24 protein-coding genes are annotated in these 23,561 nt (G+C 66.5%); 8 read left to right on the plus strand and 16 right to left on the minus strand.

Features of this window, described 5'->3' with window-relative positions:
* The first annotated feature begins 5 nt into the window (after positions 1–5).
* The 3 genes from H6717_33105 to H6717_33115 all read left to right on the plus strand — a co-directional run bounded on the left by H6717_33105 (position 6) and on the right by H6717_33115 (position 2,423).
* Complete coding sequence (locus tag H6717_33105; protein MCB9581919.1) at positions 6–782, plus strand: hypothetical protein; 777 nt, start codon at positions 6–8, stop codon at positions 780–782.
* Between the two features lie 14 nt (positions 783–796).
* On the plus strand, positions 797–1,621 hold the full coding sequence (locus H6717_33110) for a hypothetical protein (GenBank protein ID MCB9581920.1): 825 nt from the start codon (positions 797–799) through the stop codon (positions 1,619–1,621).
* Positions 1,622–1,694: 73 nt separating this feature from the next.
* Positions 1,695–2,423: a hypothetical protein gene (locus H6717_33115; GenBank protein ID MCB9581921.1), complete on the plus strand. Its 729-nt coding sequence runs from the start codon at positions 1,695–1,697 to the stop codon at positions 2,421–2,423.
* On the opposite strand, the gene H6717_33120 is transcribed toward H6717_33115, so the two are convergent.
* From H6717_33120 to cysD, 6 genes are all read right to left on the minus strand, one after another.
* Positions 2,420–2,824, minus strand: coding sequence for a PilZ domain-containing protein (locus tag H6717_33120; GenBank protein MCB9581922.1), 405 nt, complete (start codon positions 2,822–2,824; stop codon positions 2,420–2,422). The genes H6717_33115 and H6717_33120 overlap by 4 nt on opposite strands.
* Positions 2,825–2,991: 167 nt before the next feature.
* The gene (locus tag H6717_33125) at positions 2,992–4,932 is read right to left on the minus strand and encodes a response regulator (GenBank protein MCB9581923.1); all 1,941 of its coding nucleotides are present in this window, start codon (positions 4,930–4,932) and stop codon (positions 2,992–2,994) included.
* A gap of 2 nt (positions 4,933–4,934) precedes the next feature.
* Positions 4,935–5,372, minus strand: a complete 438-nt coding sequence (locus tag H6717_33130) for a response regulator (GenBank protein ID MCB9581924.1) — start codon at positions 5,370–5,372, stop codon at positions 4,935–4,937.
* Positions 5,369–6,889, minus strand: coding sequence for a PAS domain-containing protein (locus H6717_33135; GenBank protein MCB9581925.1), 1,521 nt, complete (start codon positions 6,887–6,889; stop codon positions 5,369–5,371). Before H6717_33135 ends, H6717_33130 begins: the two co-directional genes overlap by 4 nt.
* A 152-nt stretch (positions 6,890–7,041) precedes the next feature.
* Positions 7,042–8,904, minus strand: coding sequence for a sulfate adenylyltransferase subunit CysN (cysN, locus tag H6717_33140; protein MCB9581926.1), 1,863 nt, complete (start codon positions 8,902–8,904; stop codon positions 7,042–7,044).
* A gap of 7 nt (positions 8,905–8,911) precedes the next feature.
* A complete protein-coding gene (gene cysD / locus H6717_33145) occupies positions 8,912–9,868 on the minus strand; it encodes a sulfate adenylyltransferase subunit CysD (protein ID MCB9581927.1) in 957 nt (318 codons plus the stop codon).
* Between the two features lie 175 nt (positions 9,869–10,043).
* Between cysD and H6717_33150 the strand changes: the two genes are divergently transcribed.
* Both H6717_33150 and H6717_33155 read left to right on the plus strand, forming a co-directional pair.
* Positions 10,044–10,559, plus strand: coding sequence for a hypothetical protein (locus tag H6717_33150; GenBank protein MCB9581928.1), 516 nt, complete (start codon positions 10,044–10,046; stop codon positions 10,557–10,559).
* A complete protein-coding gene (locus tag H6717_33155; GenBank protein MCB9581929.1) occupies positions 10,556–11,509 on the plus strand; it encodes a hypothetical protein in 954 nt (317 codons plus the stop codon). Before H6717_33150 ends, H6717_33155 begins: the two co-directional genes overlap by 4 nt.
* Here the strand turns inward: H6717_33155 and H6717_33160 are convergent.
* Genes H6717_33160 through crtY form a run of 7 tightly spaced genes read right to left on the minus strand, consistent with a single transcriptional unit; the run spans position 11,495 to position 18,358 of the window.
* Positions 11,495–12,157, minus strand: coding sequence for a leucyl/phenylalanyl-tRNA--protein transferase (locus tag H6717_33160; protein MCB9581930.1), 663 nt, complete (start codon positions 12,155–12,157; stop codon positions 11,495–11,497). The two genes, H6717_33155 and H6717_33160, sit on opposite strands and share 15 nt — an antisense overlap.
* Before the next feature lie 45 nt (positions 12,158–12,202).
* Positions 12,203–13,105, minus strand: coding sequence for a MerR family transcriptional regulator (locus tag H6717_33165; protein MCB9581931.1), 903 nt, complete (start codon positions 13,103–13,105; stop codon positions 12,203–12,205).
* A gap of 6 nt (positions 13,106–13,111) precedes the next feature.
* Positions 13,112–13,726, minus strand: coding sequence for a hypothetical protein (locus H6717_33170; protein MCB9581932.1), 615 nt, complete (start codon positions 13,724–13,726; stop codon positions 13,112–13,114).
* Positions 13,707–14,675, minus strand: a complete 969-nt coding sequence (locus tag H6717_33175; protein ID MCB9581933.1) for a phytoene/squalene synthase family protein — start codon at positions 14,673–14,675, stop codon at positions 13,707–13,709. The genes H6717_33170 and H6717_33175 overlap by 20 nt, the downstream gene beginning before the upstream one ends.
* Positions 14,672–16,201: a phytoene desaturase gene (locus tag H6717_33180; GenBank protein MCB9581934.1), complete on the minus strand. Its 1,530-nt coding sequence runs from the start codon at positions 16,199–16,201 to the stop codon at positions 14,672–14,674. Before H6717_33180 ends, H6717_33175 begins: the two co-directional genes overlap by 4 nt.
* On the minus strand, positions 16,194–17,231 hold the full coding sequence (locus H6717_33185) for a polyprenyl synthetase family protein (protein MCB9581935.1): 1,038 nt from the start codon (positions 17,229–17,231) through the stop codon (positions 16,194–16,196). Before H6717_33185 ends, H6717_33180 begins: the two co-directional genes overlap by 8 nt.
* A complete protein-coding gene (gene crtY / locus H6717_33190; protein ID MCB9581936.1) occupies positions 17,228–18,358 on the minus strand; it encodes a lycopene beta-cyclase CrtY in 1,131 nt (376 codons plus the stop codon). The genes H6717_33185 and crtY overlap by 4 nt, the downstream gene beginning before the upstream one ends.
* A gap of 73 nt (positions 18,359–18,431) precedes the next feature.
* On the opposite strand from crtY, the gene H6717_33195 reads away from it, so the two are divergent.
* Both H6717_33195 and H6717_33200 read left to right on the plus strand, forming a co-directional pair.
* Complete coding sequence (locus tag H6717_33195; GenBank protein ID MCB9581937.1) at positions 18,432–19,355, plus strand: ABC transporter ATP-binding protein; 924 nt, start codon at positions 18,432–18,434, stop codon at positions 19,353–19,355.
* The gene (locus tag H6717_33200; GenBank protein MCB9581938.1) at positions 19,355–20,392 is read left to right on the plus strand and encodes an ABC transporter permease; all 1,038 of its coding nucleotides are present in this window, start codon (positions 19,355–19,357) and stop codon (positions 20,390–20,392) included. Before H6717_33195 ends, H6717_33200 begins: the two co-directional genes overlap by 1 nt.
* Position 20,393: 1 nt before the next feature.
* Here the strand turns inward: H6717_33200 and H6717_33205 are convergent, their stop codons facing one another.
* Complete coding sequence (locus H6717_33205) at positions 20,394–21,155, minus strand: hypothetical protein (protein MCB9581939.1); 762 nt, start codon at positions 21,153–21,155, stop codon at positions 20,394–20,396.
* Positions 21,156–21,248: 93 nt separating this feature from the next.
* On the opposite strand from H6717_33205, the gene H6717_33210 reads away from it, so the two are divergent.
* Positions 21,249–22,553, plus strand: coding sequence for an AarF/ABC1/UbiB kinase family protein (locus H6717_33210; GenBank protein MCB9581940.1), 1,305 nt, complete (start codon positions 21,249–21,251; stop codon positions 22,551–22,553).
* A 29-nt stretch (positions 22,554–22,582) separates the two neighbouring features.
* Here H6717_33210 and H6717_33215 read toward each other — a convergent pair whose 3' ends face one another.
* Together H6717_33215 and H6717_33220 are read right to left on the minus strand one after the other, a co-directional pair.
* Positions 22,583–22,978: a type II secretion system protein gene (locus tag H6717_33215; GenBank protein MCB9581941.1), complete on the minus strand. Its 396-nt coding sequence runs from the start codon at positions 22,976–22,978 to the stop codon at positions 22,583–22,585.
* Between the two features lie 154 nt (positions 22,979–23,132).
* On the minus strand, positions 23,133–23,561 hold a 429-nt coding region (locus H6717_33220; protein ID MCB9581942.1), incomplete at its 5' end, for a hypothetical protein.

Raw genomic sequence — 23,561 nt, forward strand, 5'->3', positions numbered from 1 at the left:
AATCCATGAAAAGAACGTTACAGCTCCTGGCAGGCGTGGCTCTTTATGCGGTGTGGGTGGCGACGGCCGCGTGTAGCAGCGACACCGCGACGGAAACCAGCGGCGCCCGGGTTACGTTGAAGACCCGCGTCGTCGCCAACGGCGTCGACGCCTTCACCAACGACTACGGCTGGACGGTGAACTTGTCCCGCGCGCTGGTGTCGACGGGGCCTCTGTACTACTTCGAAGGCGCTCCGCTGGAGGCGTCGTGGTGGGGGATCCGACCGGCCTATGCGCATCCCGGGCACTACCAGGCAGGGCAGACGGACGGCGAGATGCTCACGGAATGGAGTGTCGACCTGCTCGCAGGACCCGCGAGCCTGGCGGACGGCAACGCCGTGACGGGTACCGTGCGCTCGGCGACTTTTTCCTTCAACCCGCCGACGGCCGGTCCGGTCAAGGATCAGCTCGACGGGCACGTGGTGCTGCTCGAGGGCATGGCTCAGAAGGACGACGACTCGCGGCTCTTTCGCGCCGTTGCGGACGAAGCCGAGTTGCTGAATGCCGAAGGCAAGCCGTTGGTGGAGGGCTGCCCGTTCGAGAGTGGTGCCATCGGCAACAGCGGAACCGTCACCCTAACCATCGACGTCCCCCTGTGGCTCGATCAGGTCGACTTCGAGCAGCTGGTCCCGAGCACGAACGGCGAGCCCGTCAGCTTCGAGCCCGACAGTATCGTCGACAAAGCATTCCTTCGGGGCTTGAAGAAGGCCGCGGCCTATCACTTCTCCTACGGTGCATCATGAAGCGAGAAGCATTTCTGGTGTGCGCGCTACTCTGCTTCGGGTGCAGCTCGGAAGACGCCGCCGGGGCGGGTAGCGTGTCTTTCGAAACCTGGGGAGAGGACTACATCGAGCAAGGCATCGGGTCGGAGCAGTTCGAAGACGGCTGGTCCGTTCACTACGATCAGTTCTTGATCAACCTCGGGCAGTTCCGCATCGCATCCTCCGCCGGCGAAACGGCTGCCACCTTGCCCACCTCGCAACTATTCGACATGACTCGACCCGGTCCGCAGCCGGTGGCAGAGGTGCACGACCTCGAGGCCCGCAAGTGGGACCGCGTGAGTTTCGCGATCGCTCCCGCGGACGCCTCCACGTCCACCACGGCGAACACCACGGAAGCCGATCTCGACATGATGCGTCAGGGCGGCTACTCCGTGCTCGTGCGCGGCACCGCCACGGACGGCACCACGCAAAAGAGCTTTGCTTGGGGCTTTCCGTGCACCACCACCTACGGCGAGTGCCACGCGGAGCTCGACGGCAAGGAGACCGACGGCGTGATCGTCACCAATGGTGGAAACGACACCGTTCAGGTCACCATCCACGGCGACCACTTCTTCTACGACGACTTGGCATCGCCCGCGGCAGTCTTGCGCTTCGCGCCGTTGGCAGCGGCGGATGCAGATCAGGACGGCGAGGTCACCCTCGCCGAGCTCTCGGCGGTGAAGCTGTTCGAGGTCGACGTGGGAACCTACGGCACGGGCGCGGCGAACATCGACGATCTCGGCGCCTATGTGTCAGCCCTTTCCTCTACCATCGGCCACTACCGCGGCGAAGGGGAGTGCGTGGTCAGCGTGAAGAAGTAGGCGCCGCCCGACACCCCTGTCGGAAACCATCACTTTTCATTCGTCGCACGATCGCGTCTCCTGAAGTGTGACGATGAAGCCGCCAAACGCCTCGAAGCTCTCCTACGCCCTGCTGCTCCTGGCCGCATCCGGTTGCTCCGGTGACGCCTTCACGAACGCCCCGAGCGCTGGCAACGCCGGTGTCTCGGGGCAGGCCGGTAGTGGCGGAGGTGCGGGCGCGACGCACGACGGTGGAGCCGGGCAGGCCGGGGCCGGCGGCGGGTCAGGTGGCGGCGCCGGGCAGGCGGGCGGCGCCGGGCAAGCGGGCGGTGCTGGCCAGGCAGGGTTCGACGCAGGCGCTGACGCGGAGATGGACTCGGGCGAGGCCTGCGCCGTCGTGCCCTTTTTCTTGGACGGCGACGGTGACGGATACGGTGGCACCACCACCTTCACCGGGTGTACGCCGCCGGATGGCTCCCAATGGGTCCTCGTGGGTGGCGACTGCGACGACGGCAATCCGGACGTCCACCCCGAGCAGAGCAACTACTTCGTTTCCGGCTACGTGAAGACGGGCGGCACCGGCATCTCCTTCGACTACGACTGCAGCGGCAGCGAAGAAGAGTCCGGCGCGAGCCCCAAGGCCAATTGCCACAGCCAGGCGCTTTCCTGTGTGGGCTCGGGATACCTACCCGCGAATCCGGTGCGCAGCGGTCCCGGCGTGGACCCCTACTGCGGCAGCGACCAGCGGGTCAGCTGCAGCGTCGTCAATCTGAAGTGCAGCGCGAGCGCGCCCACCAGCGACGCGGCCATCGCCTGCCGTTAGCGACTGGGCGGCGAGGAATAGGCGGCCTCCACGTCCGGCTTGAAGAACGGTTCACTCTCCACGCTCAGCTCGAGGGCGTCGAGCACGGCCTGCTGAATGGCGTCTTCCGTCTCGGGACTGGGGTCCACGAACTCGATCGCCAAGGCATACATGCCCGCCACCACTGCTTGCCGCGAGACCTTGCCGCGCACGGCAATCGGCGCGTGTGCCGGCAGGTCCAGCCGAAACAACAGCAAGCGATTCTCCGGAAGCGGACGGCTGCCGGTCAGCAGCGCGCCGGCGGCGGAAAGGTTCTGCATCACGAAGCGCTGCGCTTCGGTCCCTCCTCGAAGCAGCACGGCGCTTGCCGGTAAATCGATCCTGCGATGCGCACGGCGCTCCTCCACCACGATGTCGACCATGGGTCACCTCCCTACACAATCGGGGCGAAGCCAGGACAAGCGGCGCGAAGAACCTTCATGGTAACCGAACCTGCGGCGCTGTCGTGCGTCGATCGCCCCATGCACACGCCGCGCCAGCGAGATCCTGAATGATTTTGTCGGGGCGGCGCGGAACCACGCGCACGCCTTCAGACGTCGCGGCTACGCCGGTCGAGGCACTTGCGCACGATCTTGGCGAGCTCCCCCGCCGTGAACGGCTTGTGCAGCACGGTGTCTTCCTCGCTCACTCCCCGCGCGCGAAGCGCCCCTCCGCCGTGGCCGGAGACGAACAAGACCTCCATGCGCGGATGCAGCTTCTTGAGATCGCGAGCAACCTCGGAGCCGACCCCATCCGGAACGGCGACGTCGGCGACCATCAGCGCAAAGTGGTCCTTGGACGTGCGCTCCGCCGCGAGCTGCGCGCTCTTGGCGCTCTCGGTCTCGACCACTTGGTAACCGTGCGACGTGAGCACGCGGGCGATCAGGCTGCGGACTTGCGGATCGTCCTCGAGCACGAGCACCGTCTCGCTTCCGGCGGCCGCTGGAGGTGCGGAAGGTCTTCGCTCCGTTTCCGGCACGCCGGAGCTTTCGGGAAGGTACGTTCGGAAGACCGTGCCGGCACCAACCTCGGTTTCGACGAGGATCATCCCGCGCGCCTGCTGCACGATGCCGTAGCAGGTGGAAAGTCCGAGCCCCGTGCCCTTGCCCTGGTCCTTGGTGGTGAAGAAGGGCTCGAAGATCCGCTCCACTACGTCCGGGCCAATTCCGACGCCGTTGTCCTTCACGGCCAGCACCACGTACGCCCCCGGCTCCAGGTCCAGGCAGGGCTCGTTTCCGACCATTTCCCGCAGGATCTCGACGGTCACGGTTCCGCCTTCGGGCATTGCGTCCCGCGCGTTGACCACCAGGTTCACCAGCACTTGCTCCAGGCTGCCGGCGTCCGCGTAGACCGTGTGGGGTGCGTCGGGGATGCTCACCTCGAGCTTGAAGGTTTCGCCCAGGAGGCGGCGCAACATCGGGGTGACGTTCGTCGTCAGCTCGCCGACGTCCACGACCCGAGGCTGGCTGGGCCGCTGCCGCGAAAACGTCAACAGCTGCCGCACGAGGTTCTCCGCGCTCGACGCCGCCCGCAGCACTTCGTTGATGTCGCCGTACGCCTGCTCCTGAGGATGGAGCCCATCCTTCACGAACTGGGCGAAGCTCGAGATGACGGTCAGCACGTTGTTCAGGTCGTGGGCGATGCCACCCGCGAGCTGTCCCAGAGAGTCCATCTTCTGCGAATGACGAAGTTGCTGCTCCAGCACGCGGGCGCGGGACACGTCCAGGGCAACGCCGATGACGCCACTCACGTCTCCGTCCGTCATCAGCGGTTCCACGTGGGCGTCGTACACGCGATCGGCCAGCGTGACTTCGAAGTGAGCGGAGTTTCCGTCCAGGGCTTGCATGTGCGCATCCGTGGGTGCGCCGCCGCCGAACAAACGCTCGACCCGCGAGCCCCAGGGAGGCGCCTCCGTGCGGCGTGCCACTTCCCCTGCGAGCGAGGTGAGCACCAGCTCGCGGTCCGCGGTCCACGCCAGCGCTGGCAGCTGTTCGAAGACGACCCGTAGCCGCGCTTCGCTCTCCATCAGGCGTTGATTGGAGCGCTGCAGACTCTCACGTTGCTCGTCCAGCTCCTTCACGTACTGCCGGAGCTCGGCCTCTTGCCGCGCAATCTGTTGGCGCATGCCGGAGGTTTCGAGGGCGTTCTTCACGGAGCGTCGGAGGCCGGCTTTCTGGAGCTGACCCTTGACCAGGTAATCGAGCGCGCCCCGCTTCATGGCTTCCACCGCCAGGGCTTCATTGCCCTGGCCCGTCAGCATCAGGACGGGGAGCTCGCGCTCTACCAGGTCGTGGAGCATTTCGATGCCCTCTACGTCGGGCAGACGATGGTCGAGGAGCACGCAGTCCACGCGCTCCTTTTCGCACAGGCCCAGGCCTTCGCTACCCGAGGCGGCCTCCAACACGGAATAGTCCGGTGCCAACAAGCGCCGGATGTTCTCGCGGTCGACCTCGCTGTCGTCCACGACCAGAACGCGATGCGTTGCCTCCACTCTCAAACCTCTCCCGAAGGCAGCTCCACGATGCGCCAGTAGTGGTCCAGCATGGCGACGAGACGGAGGAAGTCGTCTCCTACGTCTTCCTTGACCATATAGCCGGCAACGTTGAGCCCGTAAGATGCCATCTTGTCTTGCTCGCTACGGGAGGTGGTGAGCATGAACACGACGCTGTCTTTGAGGCACTCGTCGGCGCGGATCTCCTGGAGCAGCTCGATGCCGTTCATGCGGGGCATGTTGATGTCGAGAAGTACGACGAACGGCCGCCCGAGCTTGTCGCGACCATTGGTGCCGCGTAGGATGTCCAACGCCTCGATGCCGTCATTCGCGTGGTGGATAGGGTTGGCGATGCGATGCCGGGAAAAGGCTCGCGCCACGCCCTCCCGATCCACGGCGTTGTCCTCCACCAAGAGGACGTTCACGCTCGCGTGTTTCATGGATGCTCCTCGGCCTTGGGCCAGGTGAAGCGGACCTTGGTTCCCCGCTCGTCCGACTCGAGCCCCACCTGCCCCCCGTGACTCTCCACGACCTTCTTCACGATGGCGAGGCCCATGCCGCTGCCTTCCACCTGATCTCGTGGGCGGAGCGTCTGGAACATCCGGAACACTCGCTCGTGGAACTGTTCTGGGATCCCGGGGCCGTCGTCCACGATGCCGACTTCGATCCAGCCCTCTCGTTCTTCCACGCACACCGAGATGCGGCCGCTGTCGCGATCGTGGTGCTTCACCGCGTTGCCGAGCAGGTTCCGCAGCACCTGTTCGAGCGGCGCCCGGGCTGTCCGGAGCAGGGGGGAGGGGCCTTCGATGGCCAGCTCGAAGCCAGAGGGCACGGAGACCAATGCGGTGGCTGCATCGATGGCATCCCGCAAAGCGAAGCTTTCGGTCGCCTCCGAGATGCGTCCGGCTCGCGAGTACAAGAGAAGATCTTCGAGCAGTCTCTCCATCCTCGAAACGCGGTCTTGGAGCTGACGCAAGTGACGAGCGCTGTCGGCGGGCAAGGAGTCCCCGACGTCTTCGGCGATCCACATGGCCAGGTTCTGGATGTCCCGAAGCGGAGACTTCAGGTCGTGAGACGCCACGTAGGCGAACTCGTCGAGGTCCTTGTTGGAGCGCTCCAGCTCCTTCGTGTAGCGCTCGACCTCGAGCTCGGCGCGATGGCGTTCCGTGGTGTCTTCGAACAGCAGCCCGAGATGCAGCGGGCCGAGAGGAACGCTCCGGCACTCGTAGCAGCGGCGGTCCGAGGGGGGGCCGAGGGCGACCTCCCAGTGCCTCGGCGTCTGATTCGCTAGCGTTTCCGTCAGGTACTGGGGCACGTCGGTGCCCAGTACCTCGGGGTTTCGCTCGGCAATGGTCTTGCCCACCCCTTCCAGGATGCTCGCACCCGCGACCTTGGCGGCGCTCGGGTTCACCGCCATCAGCCGATAGCTGGCCACATCCGTCGCGTCGTCGCACTCGTAGATGGCCATGCCCAAAGAAGCGTTCTGGAACAGGTCGATGTACAGTCCGAGACGGTGCTCCGCCGTGCGGACTGCCGACTCCTTGGCTTCCACGTAGGCGCTGCCCACCGTTGCCATGGTGATGTCCAGAAAGCGATCCACGCCCTCCAAGAGCCGCACCGTCTGCGGATCGGGATCCGGGAGCACCACCCCCAGGATCACGTGACGGTAGGCGGCCAAGAGCGCCACCCAGTCCCGGAGCTCGATACCAAGCTGCGCGAAGCGCTTGCCGCGCGCGCCGAGCTCCGAGAGGTAGGGATCCCAGCGTCCTTCATAAAGCGCCGCGCGCTCGAGCTCGCTGTTCGCGACCAGCTCCTGCTCGAGCTGGTCGTGATCCACGCGCGACTCGAAGGCCGGGATCGAGCGTGCAGTGCGCAGGAGCTCGCGGCTCACATGTGAGCGACGCTCGTCGAGAACGCGATAGAATTCCGCGAGGGCTCGACGGTCCTGCTCAGACAAGTTGCGTATGTACTTGAGTCCCAACTCTCGCCACCCCCGAGTGGATTGCCATTCTTAGCGTGCCTCTGAAGGGTCACACTGCCAAGAGCCGATTTGACACGTCCAAGGAGCTGGAGCCGCTGTTGGGAATTTAGACAGAGCCCGGACGGCGGTCAGAGGAAAGCCCTTGTTTTCAGCAGGTTCAGCAACGTTCCTGCAATCTGCTCGGAGTCTTGCCCAGCGCTTTCGACCGTTGCATCCGCCTGCTCGGGCGCCTCGTGCTCGAGCGGTCCGTGGCTTTGGTCATAGCTGCCCCGGGAGTCGCGCTGGCGACAGACCTCTGTAGGGGTATTTACCCACACCTCGACGAAGCGACGAGTTCCGACGCGCTCCCGAACGGCGGCACGGTCGCTCGCTCGGGGCGAGCCGAACGCGAAAATCGCGACCAGCCCAGCGTCCGCCAGGCGCTGGGCGAGCTCGGGCGCGTGGGGCGGACTCGCCCCGCGCACGCTGGGCGTTAGCGTCGCGCCGTCGTCGGGATCCACGACCACGGCGACATGACCGTGATCGAAGAGCTCCCGTTCCAAGGCGTAGGCAATCGCGCTCTTGCCTGCAGCGGGCAACCCCGTGAGCCACACCACGCCGCCGCGTTGGCCAAGCCGCTGTTGGCGCTCCTCGGCGCTCACCCGTCCCGTGGGCAGTCCGCCGCGCGCTTCCGGCTCGTGCGCTTCGGGCTCGTCCGTGACGATCATGCCGGCCGCTACGGTGTCATTGGTCAGCGCGTCGATCAGGACGAACGCGCCGGTGGCGCGGCTGTCGCCGTAGGCGTCCACGAACAGCGGGCGGTGGGCGCTCACGGTGACGCGACCGATGTCGTTCAGCGCGAGGTGGGAGGCGGGGCGTTGCTCGAGGGTCTCCAGATCCACCGTGTAGCCGACGCTGTCTATCTCCGCCCGAACCGCTTGGGTGGTGTGCTTGAGGACGTAGCTCCGCCGGAGATCCAGGGAGCGTTCGCTCATCCACACCAACATGGCTTCGAAGCGACGCGTGGGACGGGGCGCCGCCTCCGGATGCACCAGCATGTCGCCGCGGCTGATGTCGATCTCGTCCGCCAAGCGCACGGAGACGCACATGGGGTGCCGCGCCTCTTCGAGCTCGCCTTCCCATGTGTCGATGCCGACCACGCGGCTCTGCTTGCCGCTCGGGAGGGCCAAGAGCGTATCCCCAGCACGCAAGGTTCCGGCGGCAATTTGCCCGGCGAAACCCCGGTAGCCGAGGTGCGGGCGCAGCACCGTCTGCACCGGGTAGCGCAGCGGACCGTCCCGCTCGTCGCTCGCGAGGGGGACGGTTTCGAGGTGCTCGAGCACCGTGGGCCCCACGTACCAGGCGAGCCGAGGGCTGCGCTCCACCACGTTGTCGCCTACCAGCGCGCTCACCGGGATGAAGGTGATGCCCTCGAAGCCGAGCCCATCGGCAAAGGACAGAAAGCTCTCGCGGATTTGGTTGAAGACGGATCTGCGGTAGTCGACGAGATCCATCTTGTTCACGCACACGACGAGGTGCGGAATGCCCAGTAACGCCGCTATGAAGGCGTGACGCCGGGATTGCTGCAACACGCCGAGCCGAGCGTCAATCAAGATGACGGCCAGATCCGCCGTGGACGCCCCCGTCGCCATGTTGCGGGTGTACTGAACGTGCCCGGGGGTATCCGCGATGATGAACTTGCGCCGGTCCGTGGAGAAGTATCGGTAGGCGACGTCGATCGTGATGCCTTGCTCCCGCTCGGCCTTCAGCCCGTCCGTGAACAGCGAGAAGTCGATCTCGCTGCCCTCCTGCTTGGAGGCTCGCCGCACGGCGCTGAGCTGGTCCTCGTAGATCCCGTGGGTGTCGTGTAACAGCCGCCCGATCAACGTGGACTTGCCGTCGTCCACCGACCCGACGGCGACGAATCGCAGGAGCTCCTTGGTCTCGTGCCGATGCAGATAGGCGCTGATGTCCTTCTGGATCAGCTCGCGTTCACTGTCGTCCACTCGCATGGCCGGCTCAGAAGTAGCCCTCGCGCTTCTTCATCTCCATGGAGCCTTCTTCGTCGAAGTCGATCAGCCGACCCTGGCGCTCGGAGTGCGTGGCCAAGAGCATTTCTTGAATGATTTCGGGGAGTGTCGTGGCGTGGGAGCGCATGGCGCCGGTGAGCGGGTAGCAGCCCAGGGTGCGGAAGCGCACGTGCTCGAGGCGCGGTTTCTCCTTCGGTCGGAGTCGCATTCTTTCGTCGTCCACCATCACCAACGTGCCATCGCGTTCCACGACCGGACGCGGGGCGGAGTAGTACAGCGGAACGATCGGGATCTTCTCCAAGTGGATGTAGAGCCAGATGTCGAGCTCGGTCCAGTTGGAGAGCGGGAACACGCGCACGCTCTCGCCCTTCGTGATCTTCCCGTTGTACAGGTTCCAGAGCTCGGGCCGTTGGTTCTTCGGATCCCACTGCCCGAATCGATCTCGGAACGAGTAGATGCGCTCCTTGGCTCGGGAACGCTCTTCGTCTCGGCGCGCACCACCGAAGGCCGCGTCGAAGCCACCCGCGCTGAGCGCTTGCAACAGCGCCTGCGTCTTCATGATGGTGGTGTACTTCTGGCTGCCGTGGTCGAACGGATTGATGCCTTGCTCCGCACCTTCGCGATTGGTGTGGACGATGAGATCGAGCCCCAGCTCCTTGGCCGTGTGGTCACGGAACTCGATCATCTCCCGGAACTTCCAGGTGGTGTCGATGTGCAGGAGCGGGAACGGAAGCTTGCCGGGGTGAAACGCCTTCTGCGCGAGGCGCAGCATCACGCTCGAGTCCTTGCCGATGCTGTACATCATCACCGGTCGGCTGAACTCCGCTGCGGCCTCCCTCAGGATGAAAATGCTCTCCGCCTCGAGCTGCTTCAAATGGCTGAGCCGCCCCGCGACGAGACCGGCTCGTCGCGGGGGCTCGGCTTCAGGGGTGGGGAGTGTGGGCATCGCCACGAGGTGTATTTAGCACTTTTCCACTCGGAATTATGGATAATTAAATAAAGTAATAATTCCGAATTGTTGTGTTCCCAGACCGTGGTTCCGCGGGTGGCCAACAAGACCTTGATGCTGGTCCGGCGCGGAACCTCGCGGTGCCCCTGCCCGGCAGTGATACGACCGAGCCATGGAACCGAGCGTGGGTTCGGCGCCGAGGTCCACGGGGATCACCGTGCTCGGCGTGGTCATGATCGTGTTCGGCGGACTGGGGCTGCTCAGTGCTCCGACCACCTTGCTCAGCCGTGAGCTCGGTCGGCAAACGGGCTCGGGTCGCATCCAAGAGCTGATGTGGTCCGGCGGCTTCGGTGTTTGGATGATGCTCTCTCTGGGCATCGGCACGGTGATGGCGGCGTTGCTGCTGGCCAGCGGCATCGGCGTCCTGAAGCGGCGTGCGTGGGCCCGAAAGACGACCATCGCGTACGGGATTGCCGGCATCGCCTTCGGCGTGATCGGACAGCTCGTGAACATCCTGTTCCTGTACCCGAAGCTCGCGGCCTTCGAAGGTGGCACCGCCGCGGAGCGTGGGGGCGCCGTCGGCGGCATGGTCGGGGGTGTCGTCGGTGGCTTGTTCGGGATGGTGCTGCCCATCCTGCTCCTGATAGTGATGACGCGCGAGACGGTGAAGGCGGAGGTTTGCGAGTGAGTGACGAGATCAGCGTGAAGCGTCTGGAGCCCGTAACGGACGAGCTCGCCCTTCGGCGCGGACGAGTAGTGGCCGAGGCACTGCTTCCCGGCGTCACCATGGACAAGCAGGCCGACCCGAGCCTGGGCACCTTCCACGGCGCAGAGCTGTGGCGAGTGGAGAAGAACGGACAGCCGCTGTTCGACGTCTGGATTGGCGCGCTGCCGCGGGGGGTGGTGTTCGAGCCCGGCACGGAGCAGGCGGTCGGGCAGCTGTTCGACGGACAGGCAGGCGATTTCGAGGGGATTTGTCGGGCGGCGGTGGAAGCCGAGGGGCTCCTGGGGCGCTGGGCCCGCCGCGCCTTTGCGTTGGCCGAAGCCGCCGAGGCGAGCATCGTCGAGCAACCGCCGCCAGACGAGATGCTCGATGCGCTGCCTGCGGCGGGAACCTTCGTCCACGTGAAATGGAAGAAGCGCTGGTGGCCCGCTCAGGTGCAGAGCGTCGCCGAAGACAGCTGCCGTGTTCACTACGATGGTTGGGAAGCGAACTGGGACGAGTACGTCCCGCTCGACCGAATGTGCCGTGCCCCTCAGCGTGTGGATGGCGTGGCCGTGGGGGACGCCGTGAGCGTCGACTACCGCGGGGCATGGTACGCGGCGACGGTGCTCGCCGTGCAGCCGGACGGACGCCTGCGCATCCACTACGACGGTTGGGATGCGAGCTGGGACGAAGACGTCGTGCCGTCCCGCGTGAAGCTCGGCGCGCCGGATGCCCCTGACGCCGGCGCGCTGCCCGGCACGCCGCTGAGCGGCGATCTCGAGGCCGGCGCGAGCGTGTACATCGAATACGACGGCGCCTGGTACGGCGGCACCGTGCTCGCGCGCAACGGACAGCTGTATCGGATCCACTATGACGACTGGGATTCGAGCTGGGACGAAGACGTCCCTACGGCGCGGCTAAGAGGTCGTTAGGTCGGCGCGCCGGCGCACCGCGGCGGCGAGACGGCTGAGGTACTCGTGGCGCGAGATCTCGAAGGCGCCCATGCTGGCCAGGTGCTCGGTCAGAAACTGCACGTCGAACAGCTCGATTCCGGCTGAAAAGCAGGCGTTGACGGCGCCGATGAGGGCGACTTTGGAAGCGTTGGTTTCACGGTGGAACATGCTCTCCGCGGCGAACAGGCCCCCTCGTTGCACGCCGTACAGCCCACCAACGAGGCGGCCCTCGAGGAACACTTCGAAGCTGTGGGCATCACCCCGCTCGTGGAGCGCGCGGTAGGCGTCCACCATTTCCGGCAAGATCCATGTGCCACCGCTGCGACCCCGACCGCACTCCATCATCACCGTCTCGAAGAGCGTGTTCCGTCGAAGCTCGAAACGGCGGGAGCCCAGCACGCGTCGCATGCTGCGCGAAACGTGGAGCGACCCCGGGTCGACGATCGCTCGCGGATCCGGGCTCCACCACAACGGTGGCAGCCCCACGTCGTACCAGGGGAAAATGCCGCTCTCGTAGGCCAGCCGCAGGCGCTCGACCGATAGATCTCCGCCAACGGCAACCAGGCCCTCTTCGTCCGTTGCTTCGGGATCCGGAAAAAAGAGAGGACCGCCAGGAACGATCAACAGTGGTCGAGCTCTTCGCCCCACGCCCCGAAGATAGAACAACTCCCCTCAGCTCGACAGTCTGCGTTCCAGCTCGTCCAGACTATCGACCCGCTCCATGCCTCGGGGTAGCGCCTCCGAAGGGGGAGCGGCGCGCCCGCCGAGCAACACTCGCGTGCTGGCGGGCAGCGCTCGGGCGAGCTCGACGAGCTCGTCCGAGAGCGAAGAATCGTCGTCCGAAACGCAGGACAGCAGCACCAACTCCGCCCCCGACAGCTTGGCCGCGTTGGCAATCTCCGCGGCGGGGAGGCTGGGGCCGAGATACACCGTCCGGCAGCCGCGGATGGCTGCGACCACGGCCGCCATCAGAGCGCCGAGCTCGTGCAGCTCTCCCGCCGGGGTGGTGGCGATCACCGTACGACGAGCGAAGGCTCTGCTCGAGTGAGAACGGAGCAGCGCGCCGATGTGATCGCGAACCAGCGTGGATGCCACGTGCTCTTGCGCGACGCACAGCGTGCCTTGCTCCCAGAGCTGGCCGACGGAGCGAAGGACGGGAACGATGACGTCACGGATGAAGCGCCCTGGACCCAAGCTGGAGCTGGCGCGAGCCAGCACGCGCTCCGCGCCCTCCAAGTCCATCGCCTCTATGGCGTCCACATAGCGCCGCGCGATCTCGTCGGCGGGTACACCGGTGACTGGCACCGCGCGGTGCTCGTTCAGCATGCGACTCAAGTCCGACGCGGCGAGATTCGCCAGGTCGCTGATGGCGTAGCCGTAGCCGATCAGCGCCTTGAGCAGTCGCACGCGATCGACGTCTGCATCCGTGTACAGCCGATCTCCCGCCGGGGTGCGGACGGGCTGCAGCGTTCCGTAGCGCCGCTCCCACGCTCGAAGGGCGTGGGTGGACACGCCCGTCATACGCGCCACGGCTCCGATTCGGTAGCGCGCATCGGAAGGGGGCAGGGTGGTCATGGGCGTTCAACCTGGCAGGTGCGGCAGTGTTTCGGCGACCCCCGGGTAGCCCGCGAAGAACCAACACCACCAGCCCAACATCATGATGCCATGCCCCGTGAGGATGCCGACGTGGCTCCACATCTCCACCCGGTCCGCGTACTTTCGCACGTAGCGGCGCCAATGGAAGGCCTCGTCCACCAGGCTGTAGACGAACGATAGGACCGTCAGCACCATCGCGGGGATCCAGAGGGCATGGGGGCGACTGTAGGCGGCGCACAGCAGCACGGAGCTACCGATGCCGCAGAAGATGGTGATGGCGTGGACCAGGCCTTCGGCGCCGCTGATCTCTTGCTTGTAAACGGTGCGGTGGCCGATGGTGTCGACGGCGATGCTCACGGAGAAGATCACGGCGCCGACCGGCACGAGCCAAGCTTCCGCCGGGAAGCGCACGCCATGCACGTGGCCCACCACCAAGAAGCCTCCGGTGGACAGCACCAGTCCCAGCATCAGGCCGACCCAGGAGACGTAGACGGTCCAATCCGTGCGATCGAACTCGCGGATGCGTCCGACGTACACCAGGACCTCGTGGAGGAAGCCCGTGCGCGGGTGCTCGAAGCGTTCAGAGGCCAGGGACGTCATCGGGATACTGCACTACGGTAGTTGGAAGGGTGGGGGGTGAGGGGCGGAGAATGCGCCGGGGCAGCTCCCGACCTTCTGCGAGGAGGGCTCGAGCGACGAGCAGCGCCTTTCGCCAGCGGGGCACCACCGCGCGGGGAGCGACGGGATCGTGCCCACGCCGTTCAACCACGCGGCCGATGTCGGAGTACACGAGCCGCGCGGTACGAATGGAGAGCGCCGACGAGAAGCCCAAAGCGGGGAGCCCGGCGTCGCCGCTCTGGTAGTAGCGCTCCGCCAGAGCCAGCAGGCCGCGGGTCGCGTGGGCGCAGGCGTCTCGCGCGCTCTGGGTCAACGGCTGGCCGGGCCGGAGCTGGGTTCGAAGCAGCTCCGCGGGCAAATACAGCCGCCCGCGCTGCCAGTCCTCCAGCACGTCGCGACTGATGTTCGTGAGCTGCATGGCCATGCCGAGATGGGCGGCATGCACCAGGGCGCGATCGTCCCTCACACCGAGCACGTGACACATCATCAGGCCGACGGTGCCGGCCACTCGATAGCAGTACTGCAGGAGCTGCTCCGTCGTTCGGTAGTCCGTCCCCTGGGCGTCCATCTCCATGCCCGCCAAGAGCTCTGACGGGTACTCGACGGGGATTTGGCGCTCGAGCACCACCCGCTGGAAGGCAGCCAGGGTGATGTCGGACTGCGCGCGTCCTGCATAGATGCACGCCAGCTCCGTGCGTAGGCGCGCGACCGCGTCGCCCTGGGCGCCTTGCGGCACCAGGTCGACGGCGTCGTCCACGCGGCGGCACCAGGCGTACAGCGTCGCCGCGTCGGTGCGAGCCGCGGACGGCAACATCGTGGAAGCCAGCGCGAAGCTCCGGCTGCCTGCGCGCAGCGTCCGCAGACACGTGACGCGGGCGTCCTCGTCGCGTGGGGCGAGCATCGGCAGCTCCCGCGGCCAGGAAGACGTCACGCGGCGGCTTCTTTCGCCTGGTCCGCCAAAATCACGCCGACCGTGGCCTTCGCGGAGTTGATCACGCCCGGGAGCCCGGCGCCGGGATGCGTCCCGGCCCCCACGATGTACAGGCCCGGGATGCGCGGGTCTCGATTCTGGGGTCGGAACCACGCGCTTTGCGTCAACGTCGGAGCCACGGAGAAGGCCGACCCATGGAAGGCGCCGAGCTCCGCTTGGAAGTCCAGCGGTGTGAACCAACGGCGGGTCACGACGTGGGAGCGAAGATCCGGCATCAGCCGCTCGAGGGAGCCGAGAATGCGATCGGCGTACTCCGGAGCCACGCGTTCCCAGTCGATGGCGGCGTTGCCCAGGTGGGGCACCGGGCTCAGGACGTAGAACGTGGCGGAGCCTTCCGGTGCCAGGCTCGGGTCGGTCACGCTGGGCGCGTGCAAGTACAGGCTGAAGTCCTCCGGTAGCGCGTTGCCGTGGAAGATGTCTTCCAACAGGCCCTGATAGCGCGGGCCGAAGACCACGGAGTGGTGCGCCACGTCGTAGGGGCGATCCGTGCCGAAGTAGAGCACGAAGAGCGACATGCTCCACTCCGCGCGCTCGAGCTTTCGCGCCGTCTTTTCGGCGGCGCGGTTGCCCTGGTACAGCTTCGCGTAGGTGTGGTGCACGTCGGCATTCGACACGACCAGGTCGAACGGCTCGCCGGCGCGTGCGTCCGTGGTGATGCGATGGCGCGTCCGTCCCGAGCTGGCGTCGAGCTCGATGTGACGCACGGGGCTCGACAAGCGGAGCTCGCCGCCGAGCTCACGGAACAGCCGCACGAAGCTCTGCACCAGCGCGCCGGTGCCGCCCCGCGGGAAGTACACGCCCCACTTTCGCTCCAGGTAGTGGATCAGCGTGTAGATCGAGCTGGTGTCGAAGGGATTTCCGCCCACCAACAAGGAGTGGAAGCTCAGCGCTTGGCGGACGTGCTCGTCCTTCACGTAACGGGCGACCGCGTGATACACGCTGCGGTCCGCCCGCAATCGGGCCAGCTCCGGCGCCACGCGCACCATGTCCATGAAGCGCAGAAACGGAGTTGCCGCGAGCTCCTCGTAGCCCTTCTCGAACACCCGTCGCGTGTAGTCCACGAACTCGAGGTAGCCTTCGGCGTCCTTCGGGTCCCGCGCTCGGATTTGCTCGAGCATGGCGTTGCCGTCGCCGTCGTAGTCGAAGCTGTCGCCGTCGTCCCACAAGAGCCGGTAAAACGGCCGCACGGGCAAGAGCTCCACGTAGTCTTCCATCTTGCGGCCGGCCGCCTGGAACACTTCTTCGATGCAGGTGGGCGCAGTGATGACCGTGGGTCCGGCGTCGAACGTGAAGCCGTCCTGCTCGTACACGTAGGCGCGTCCGCCGGGCTTGTCGCGAGCTTCGAACAGCACCGTGGGGATCCCCGCGGCCTGCAGGCGAATGGCGGCGCTCAGTCCGCCGAAGCCGCTACCGATGACCGCCGCGCGGCGGGCGACCGCGTGCGCACCGCTCTCGCGCTCAGCCATAGCTCACCTCCAGCTCTTCGATCTCGCGTTCCAGCTCGTGGAAGGCCGGCGCGTCGCCCACCACCGAGCGGAGCGCCGAGAGGGCCACGAACAGGTGTCGCCGGATGCGCTTTCGGCCGTGCCGCTCGACGCGTTCGCGGAGCTCCTCCGCCAGAGCTTCGGGGTGTAGGTCGCCGCGGGCCACCTCGCGTCCCAGCGCCACCAGCCGCGCGTAAGTCACCGCGTCCAGCTGTCTGGAGAGCCACGCCCAGACCCAGGTCGGGCGCGCGTGGATCAGATCTTCGTGGCCCTTGTGGCAGCGCTTCTCGCTGGTGAGCCCGCCGAGGTCGTCCGCCATCTGCAGCCCGACGCCCAGCTCCCGGCCGAAGTTGCCCAGGGCTTCGGCCACCTCCGCCCGGCCATCAGCGGCGACGGCGCCGATCTGCGCGGCGAGCTGCATCAGGGCACCGGTCTTCAAGCGCGTCGTCGCGCTCACCACGCCCCACGCGTCGCGTTGGGACAGGTCGTAGGCGCACACCGAGAGATCGAGCGCCTGTCCTTGATGGGCTCGGAGCAGAGTTTGGGACAGCAAGCGACGCAGCCGGAGCTCGACCCGCGGGCTCACGTCCAACCGGGACACCAGCTCGTGGGGCCAGAAATAGAGCCAAGAGCCGGCGTTCAGCGCCGTGGGTATGCCGTGCGTGATGTGAAGGGCCGGGCCGCCGCGTCGGTAGGCGGATTCGTCCTCGATGTCGTCCACGATGAGCGACCCGGCGTGGAGCGCTTCCACGATGCAGGGCAGCTCACGCGGTGGCTCGCCGTGCCCCCCGGCGATGCGCCACGCCACGTCCACCAAGCGCGCGCGAAACTCCTTGCCTGGTCGGGAAAGGAAATCGGCGAGCGGTTGGTAGAGGGAGTCCTCCCAGGCGCTCCAGGGTACGGACTCGCTGTCGAGGGCGAGGAGCTCGCTCAACGGACGAGCTTCGAACTGCTCGTCGAGAAGCTCCGCAAGCGGGGTCTTCGGCTCCAGAACGAAGGCGGTATTGGTCATGATGCGACGGCTCCTCGCGTGAACGCCACGCGCAGCGAAAAACCACGGGGTGGACGACCGCAAAGGATCCGTGCGCGGTCGCTCGTCGTGGTGTTCAAGGCGTAGAAGCGGCGAATGCTCGCTTCCGGCAGTCGGTAGAAGCGCTCGAGGACGTTGCGCTGGTCTTCTGGCGAAAACGCGCCAAAAAGCAGCCGATTCAGGAACGTCGCGTAGCGCAGCTGACGCCCGTGCTGCGCCGCCAGCCGCGCAAGGGCGGGGCGAAGCTCTTCAGGGCCGTTCTCCGCGACGACCTTCGCGAAGCGCACCGCGACGGGAAAGCTGTAGCCCGTCGTCGGGTGGAACCAGCCGCCGCCGTACCCCGTTCGCAGCGCGCCGTCGCTCGGGTCGGGCGTCGACATGCGGGTCGGCAAGGGCAGCACGCCGCGCTCCTCGCGCTCCACGGACTGGATGTCGAAGCCCTGCCTGTGTGCCCATCCGATGATCTCCTCGCGCAAGCGTGGAGCATCGAGGTTTGCCGTCGGCGAGAAGTAGGTGTCTTCGACGAGCACCCGGTCTTCGTCGAACGGCAGCGCGTAGATGAATCGGAACCCATCCGTCTGCGGCACGCGGGCGTCCATCAACAGTGGCTCGCTGATGGGCGAGGGTCGTGAGAGCCGCAGCTCCAAACCCAAGAACTTTTGGAAGTGCGTGCCGGTCTCGCACGGCAGTTGGTTGGGGCCGCGGCCGTCGAACACCTGCTTTGCCCGCAGCGCCCCGGCGGTTTTGATAGTCACGGTGTTGGCAGAGACAGCGCAGGCTTCGACCCCCGTGAGCAGCGTGATCCCCGGCGTGCTCTTCAGGACCTCTCGGAAGCGGTCGCTGGTGACGGCCGCGTAGGGAGACGAGACGGTGCGGGCCAGCTCGGGGAACTTCACCGAGTAGCCGGGCCAGCGCCGCACCACGAGGGGCTCCACCCAGGGCGCGTCGTCCGCGTCGTCCGCATGGAAGCACCACACGTGATTGCCGCCCACCTCGGCTTCGCGCTCCACGATCAGGATTCGGCTTCCGGGCCGGGAGGTGGCCAGGGCGAGGGCGATCAGCCCGTTCGCAAGCCCTCCTCCAACCAAGATCGCATCCAGCTCCGTCATGACTAACCTTTGACCATGAGTTGTCTAAGGTATAGGTGGACAATTAGGGGCGTCAATCCTAGGTGTCTAGTTAGTGTCTAGATTTTCACCAGCCCGTGTCCAAGCTTCGGCGCTACTCGCGGTGGAAGGACTGCGGAAAGACTACGGCCGCCGCCGGGCGCTCGATGCACTGAGCCTGGAGGTCGAACGGGGCGAGACCCTGGGCCTTCTCGGCCCCAACGGGGCGGGCAAGACCACCTTCATGAGCTTGGTCGCCGGACTACTGAGACCGGATGGGGGGCGCATCGAGCTTCGCGGTCTCGGGCCCGTGACCTCGCGATCGGTTCGCGGGCACATTGGCATCGCCCCCCAAGAGATGGCGCTCTACCCGCGCCTGAGCGCGGAAGAGAACCTGGTGTTCTTCGCTCGACTGTACGGCCTTCGGGGCGCGGAGCTTCGCCGGGGCGTGGAGCGCGCCCTCACGATTGCCGGGCTCACTGAACGGCGTCGCGATCGGGTCGGCGGGTTCTCCGGTGGCATGCAGCGTCGCCTGAACCTCGCCGCGGCGGTGGTTCACTCTCCGGACTTGGTGCTCCTGGACGAACCCACGGCCGGCGTGGATCCGCAGTCCCGCAATCACATCTTCGACAGCCTCGAGCGCCTCAAGGACACGGGAACCACGTTGATCTACTCCACTCACTACATGGAGGAGGCCGAGCGTCTCTGCGATCGCGTCGCGGTGATGGACAACGGGAAGCTCCTGGCCCTGGGTCGGCTTCAGGAGCTCGTGCAGAGCTACGGCGGCGGATATCGCGTCACCGCGGAGGTGCTCGAAGCTCCTCCTCCGCTCACCCTCGCCGACTGGAACGGAGCCAAGCTCGATGCGGTCGTGGATGAGCCCTTCGCGTTGCTGTCGGAGCTGATGCGTGCCGAGCCGCGGCTCTCGAGCCTGTCCCTCGAGCGCCCCAGTCTCGAAACTGTGTTCTTCAACCTGACCGGCCGGAGCCTTCGAGACTGATGCGAGCTGCCGTCTTCATCGCGCTGAAGGACCTCCGGTTGCTCTCCCGGGACCGCGTGGCCCTGTTCTGGGTGTTGGGCTTTCCCCTGGCGTTCGCCCTGCTTTTCGGCAGCGTGATGTCTTCTGCGCTGGACGAGGCCTCGCGGCGCATCTCCGTCGTCGTCGTGGCCGACGATCGAGATTCGCCCCTGGCCAAGGCATTGTCGGAGAGCGATCGGCTCGACGTGCGCTCCATGTCCCTGGAAGACGCCCAACGAGCCGTGCGTCATGGGCGGGAGTCCGCTTACCTGCGCTTGCCGGAAAGCGGCGAGCCCGTGCTGGGGGTCGATCCGGCGCGAGCCTCCGAAGTTGCCCTGCTGAAGAGCGAGATCGCGCGAGCAGCGCGGGGGTCGAGCGTAGAAGCGCTGCCGATGAAGCAAGTGAAGGTCGGTGCACCGAACCGGTCGCCCTTCGATCTCGCGTTTCCCGCCGCCGTGCTGTGGGGACTCATGGGCTGTGCCGCCACCTTCGCGGTTTCGATGGTGAGCGAGCGCACGAGCGGAACGCACGCGCGACTGGGCGCCGCGCCGATCTCACGAGCGACGGTCCTGGTCGGAAAGGCTCTCGCCTGCTTCGCGGCTTGCCTGCTGGATGCGCTGCTCTTGCTAGCCCTCGGCAAGCTGGTGCTGGGCGTCAGCTTCGAGGGCGTCGCGGCGCTGTCCTTGGCGGTGCTCGCGACCGCCGTGTGCTTCGTGGGCATCACCATGCTGCTCAGCATGTTGGGCACCACGGAGCAGTCCGTGGCGGGGGCCGGGTGGGCGACGCTGATCTTGCTCGCCATGATCGGTGGAGCGATGGTCCCGCTGGCCGCCATGCCGTCCTGGCTGCTGCCCATCACCGATATCTCCCCAGTAAAATGGGGCATTTTGGCGTTGGAAGGCGCGTCCTGGCGCAGTTTCTCCGTGGCCGAGCTGCTCTACCCGTGCGCGATCCTGGTGGGGATCGGCACGGGCACGTTCGCGCTCGGTCTCGGGCTCTTGGCTCAGCGCGGGCGCTGACTCACTGCACGCAGGTGCTGTCCGTGTAGTAGTACGCCTGCTTCTTGATGAGCTCGCACTCGCTCGCACACACCTTGGCACCACACTGGCGCGTGTTGGGTCCGATCAAGACGCTCGGACACTTGGCAGGAACGCCCCAGCACACGCCGGACAGATCCAAAGCGCCGCACATGCCGGAGGAGGTCAGCGAGTAGTTGCAGTAGGTGCCCTTGGGGCACTGGCCGCCGATGAGCCCGCCGCAGGTCTTCGCGCCGCTCTTGCAGGCGTCGGCCGCCTTCACCGCGACTCCGGCGTTCGCCGCCACGCTGTCGTTCCAGTAGCTCACGCCGTCGCAACCGCAGATCGGCTTGCGAGCATCGTTCTCCGTCGGAATCGCCTGGCAGGTGCCATCTCCGCAACCGGGCGCATTGCAGTATTGTCCCGAGGGACACGCCGTGCCGCCCCACTTGCACGCGACGCCACCGCCGCCCCCCGCTGCGCCGCCGCTGCCCGCGGCACCACCGCCGCCGGCTGCGCCACCGCTGCCGGCCATACCGCCGCTGCCGGCCATACCGCCGCTGCCGGCCATGCCGCCGCTGCCGGCCATGCCCCCGCCTGCGGCGCTTCCACCGCTGCCACTGCTTCCGCCGCTGCTCGACCCCGCGCTTCCGCCGCTGCCTCCCGTGGAGCCTGCGCTTCCGCCGCTGCCGCTCGAGCTCGAGTCGTCGCTCGAGCACGCGACCATCGCCAATGCCAACGTTCCCAGAAGCATCCCTCTAAGCATGCCGACAGGATAAGGGATCGGCGCCCCAGCCACCAGTTCCGGCTTCGGCGGGTCACGATCGGATGAAAAACGCTGTACGCTCCCGCCGCCCGCATGAGCTGGTTTCGACTCTGGCTGCGTTTCGCTCACATCGCCTTCGTCTGTGCGGGCGCGTTCCTCGTGTACGGCTTTCGCCGGCTATTCGCGGGACGGCTCTCCGAAGAGCGCCGCCAGCGTTTGATCGGCGAGTCCCTCGCGTCTCTCTTGGAACGCCTCGGCGCCACGTTCATCAAGTTCGGACAGATCCTGAGCACGCGCCCGGATCTATTGCCGCCCGGCGTCATCGAGCCCTTGGCGCGGCTCCAAGATCAGGTGCCGCCGGCGTCCTTCGCCACCATCGAACGCGTGCTTTCGGAGGAATGGACGGACGAGCAGCACGCGCAAGTCCGAGAGCTGGATTCCGCACCGGTTGCGGCCGCCTCCGTGGCACAAGTGCACCGCGCGGTGCTGCAAGACGGAACCGTCGTAGCGCTCAAGGTCCAGCGCCCGGAAGCCGCGTCGCAGGTTCACCGGGACCTGGCGATCCTCGGTTTCTGGGCGCGCCTTTTCGATCGCTTTCGCGCGCTGCGCATGCTGAGCCTCCCGGGCGCCGTCGAGCGCTTCGGCCATGCCCTCGAGGGACAGCTCGACTTCCTGGGCGAGGCCGCGAACAACCGGCGTTTCGCCGAGGCCTTCGCCGACAACCCCAACGTCGGTGTGCCGGCCTTGGTGGACCCCCTGTGCACGCGACGCGTCGTGGCCATGGAGTTCGTGGATGGCGTGAAGGCCACGGAGCCCGAAAAAGTGGGTGGGGACCGCGAGAAGCTCGCGCGCCTGGGTGGCGAAGTGGTGCTCAAGATGATCTTCAGCGACGGCTTCGTTCACGCCGACTTGCACCCAGGCAACATCATCCTGACCAAGGACGACCGCCTGGTGCTGGTGGATCTCGGTCTCGTCAGCGAAATCCCCGGAGATCTCCTGCGGCCCTGGGTGGAGACGTTCATCGCGCTCTCGCAGCAGGACGGCGCCACCGCAGCGCGGCTGTTCTACACCTACGCGCCCACCGTGGGGGGGACGGACTACTCCGCCTTCGAGCGCGACGTGGTGAAGAACCTCGAGCAGCTCTATGGCAAGAAGCTCGGGGAAGTGGAAGTGAGCAAAGCCGTGAGCGGCATGATGAACGTGCTGCGCAAACACCACGTGCAGATCGATCCCGCCTTTACGGTGGTGAACATCGCGCTCCTGGTAGCCGAGGGCCTCGGCAAACAGCTGGATCCCAGCATCGACCTGGTGCCGCTGGCGCAACCGTATCTGGCGCACGCCATGCTCACGGCGCCTGCGGGGCGCCCCCCGTACCGATCGGTTCCCAGCGCTGCTTGAGAGAAAGCTTGTCGGCTCGCCGCGGAACCTCAGGATCGCGGGCGCGGGACGAGCACGTCGTCGTGGGTTCCGAGCTTGCCGTCGGGTCCGGCGCTGACGGCCTTCATGTCGGAGTCGTCACACTCGATACGGAACCGTCCGCCCCAAGGATCGTCCACCGTCGCGTCCCGCGCCAGGGCGCCCTCGTGCTCGAGCTGACTGATCGTGGGGCAGCCGCTCGGATTGTCGCGACGCCACTCCAAGGCGGCGTCACGAATGCGCTGTGCGTCGCGCACGGTGGAGTCGACCTCGCGAACGTTGGCTCGGGGAGCAACGAAAAGGGCCAAGGCTCCGACGATGACCGCCAGTACCGTGGCACTGAGGACGAGCTCGACCAGGGTGACGCCGCGCTGGCCGGCTCGATGGGGATAACTTCGGGAGCTCATCACGGCAAAAGGAGAGCAACCCTCGTGCCACGCTGGAATACCGAAGAATCTTGGGTCTCGACGCATTCGATTGCGTCAATCTGACCACGTCTCGGGGTGAAGCCTTGGCTACTCGTGACAGATTGTCAGCGCGATCGAGAACCGCGCGGGAGAGTCAGCAGGTGCCACAACCGAAACTGTCGACCTCGTCGACACAGAAAGAATCCCACTCCGTGCTGCAGCAGTAGCTGTCCGTCGCGCATACGCAGCTCGCGATGGCGGAGTTGGAGCAGCCGGGGGTGATCTGCGTGGTGCAGCAAGTGCCGTTGCCGCTCGAGCCGCAGACGCCGCACCCCGCGCTGTCGACCTCGCCGACGCAGATCGAGTCCCACGACGAGCTGCAGCAGAAGGGATCGATCGCGCACACGCAGGTGCTGACTGTACCGTCTTGGCAACCCGGTGTGCTGTGCGTGGCGCAACAGTCGCCCAAGCCCCCGCCCGAGCCGCCGGTGCCGCCCGAGCCGCCGGTGCCGCCAATGCCGCCGGTGCCGCCAATGCCGCCGGTGCCGCCAATGCCGCCGGTGCCGCCAATGCCGCCGGTGCC

The sequence above is a fragment of the Polyangiaceae bacterium genome (assembly GCA_020633235.1).
Taxonomy (GTDB): domain Bacteria; phylum Myxococcota_A; class Polyangia; order Polyangiales; family Polyangiaceae; genus JACKEA01.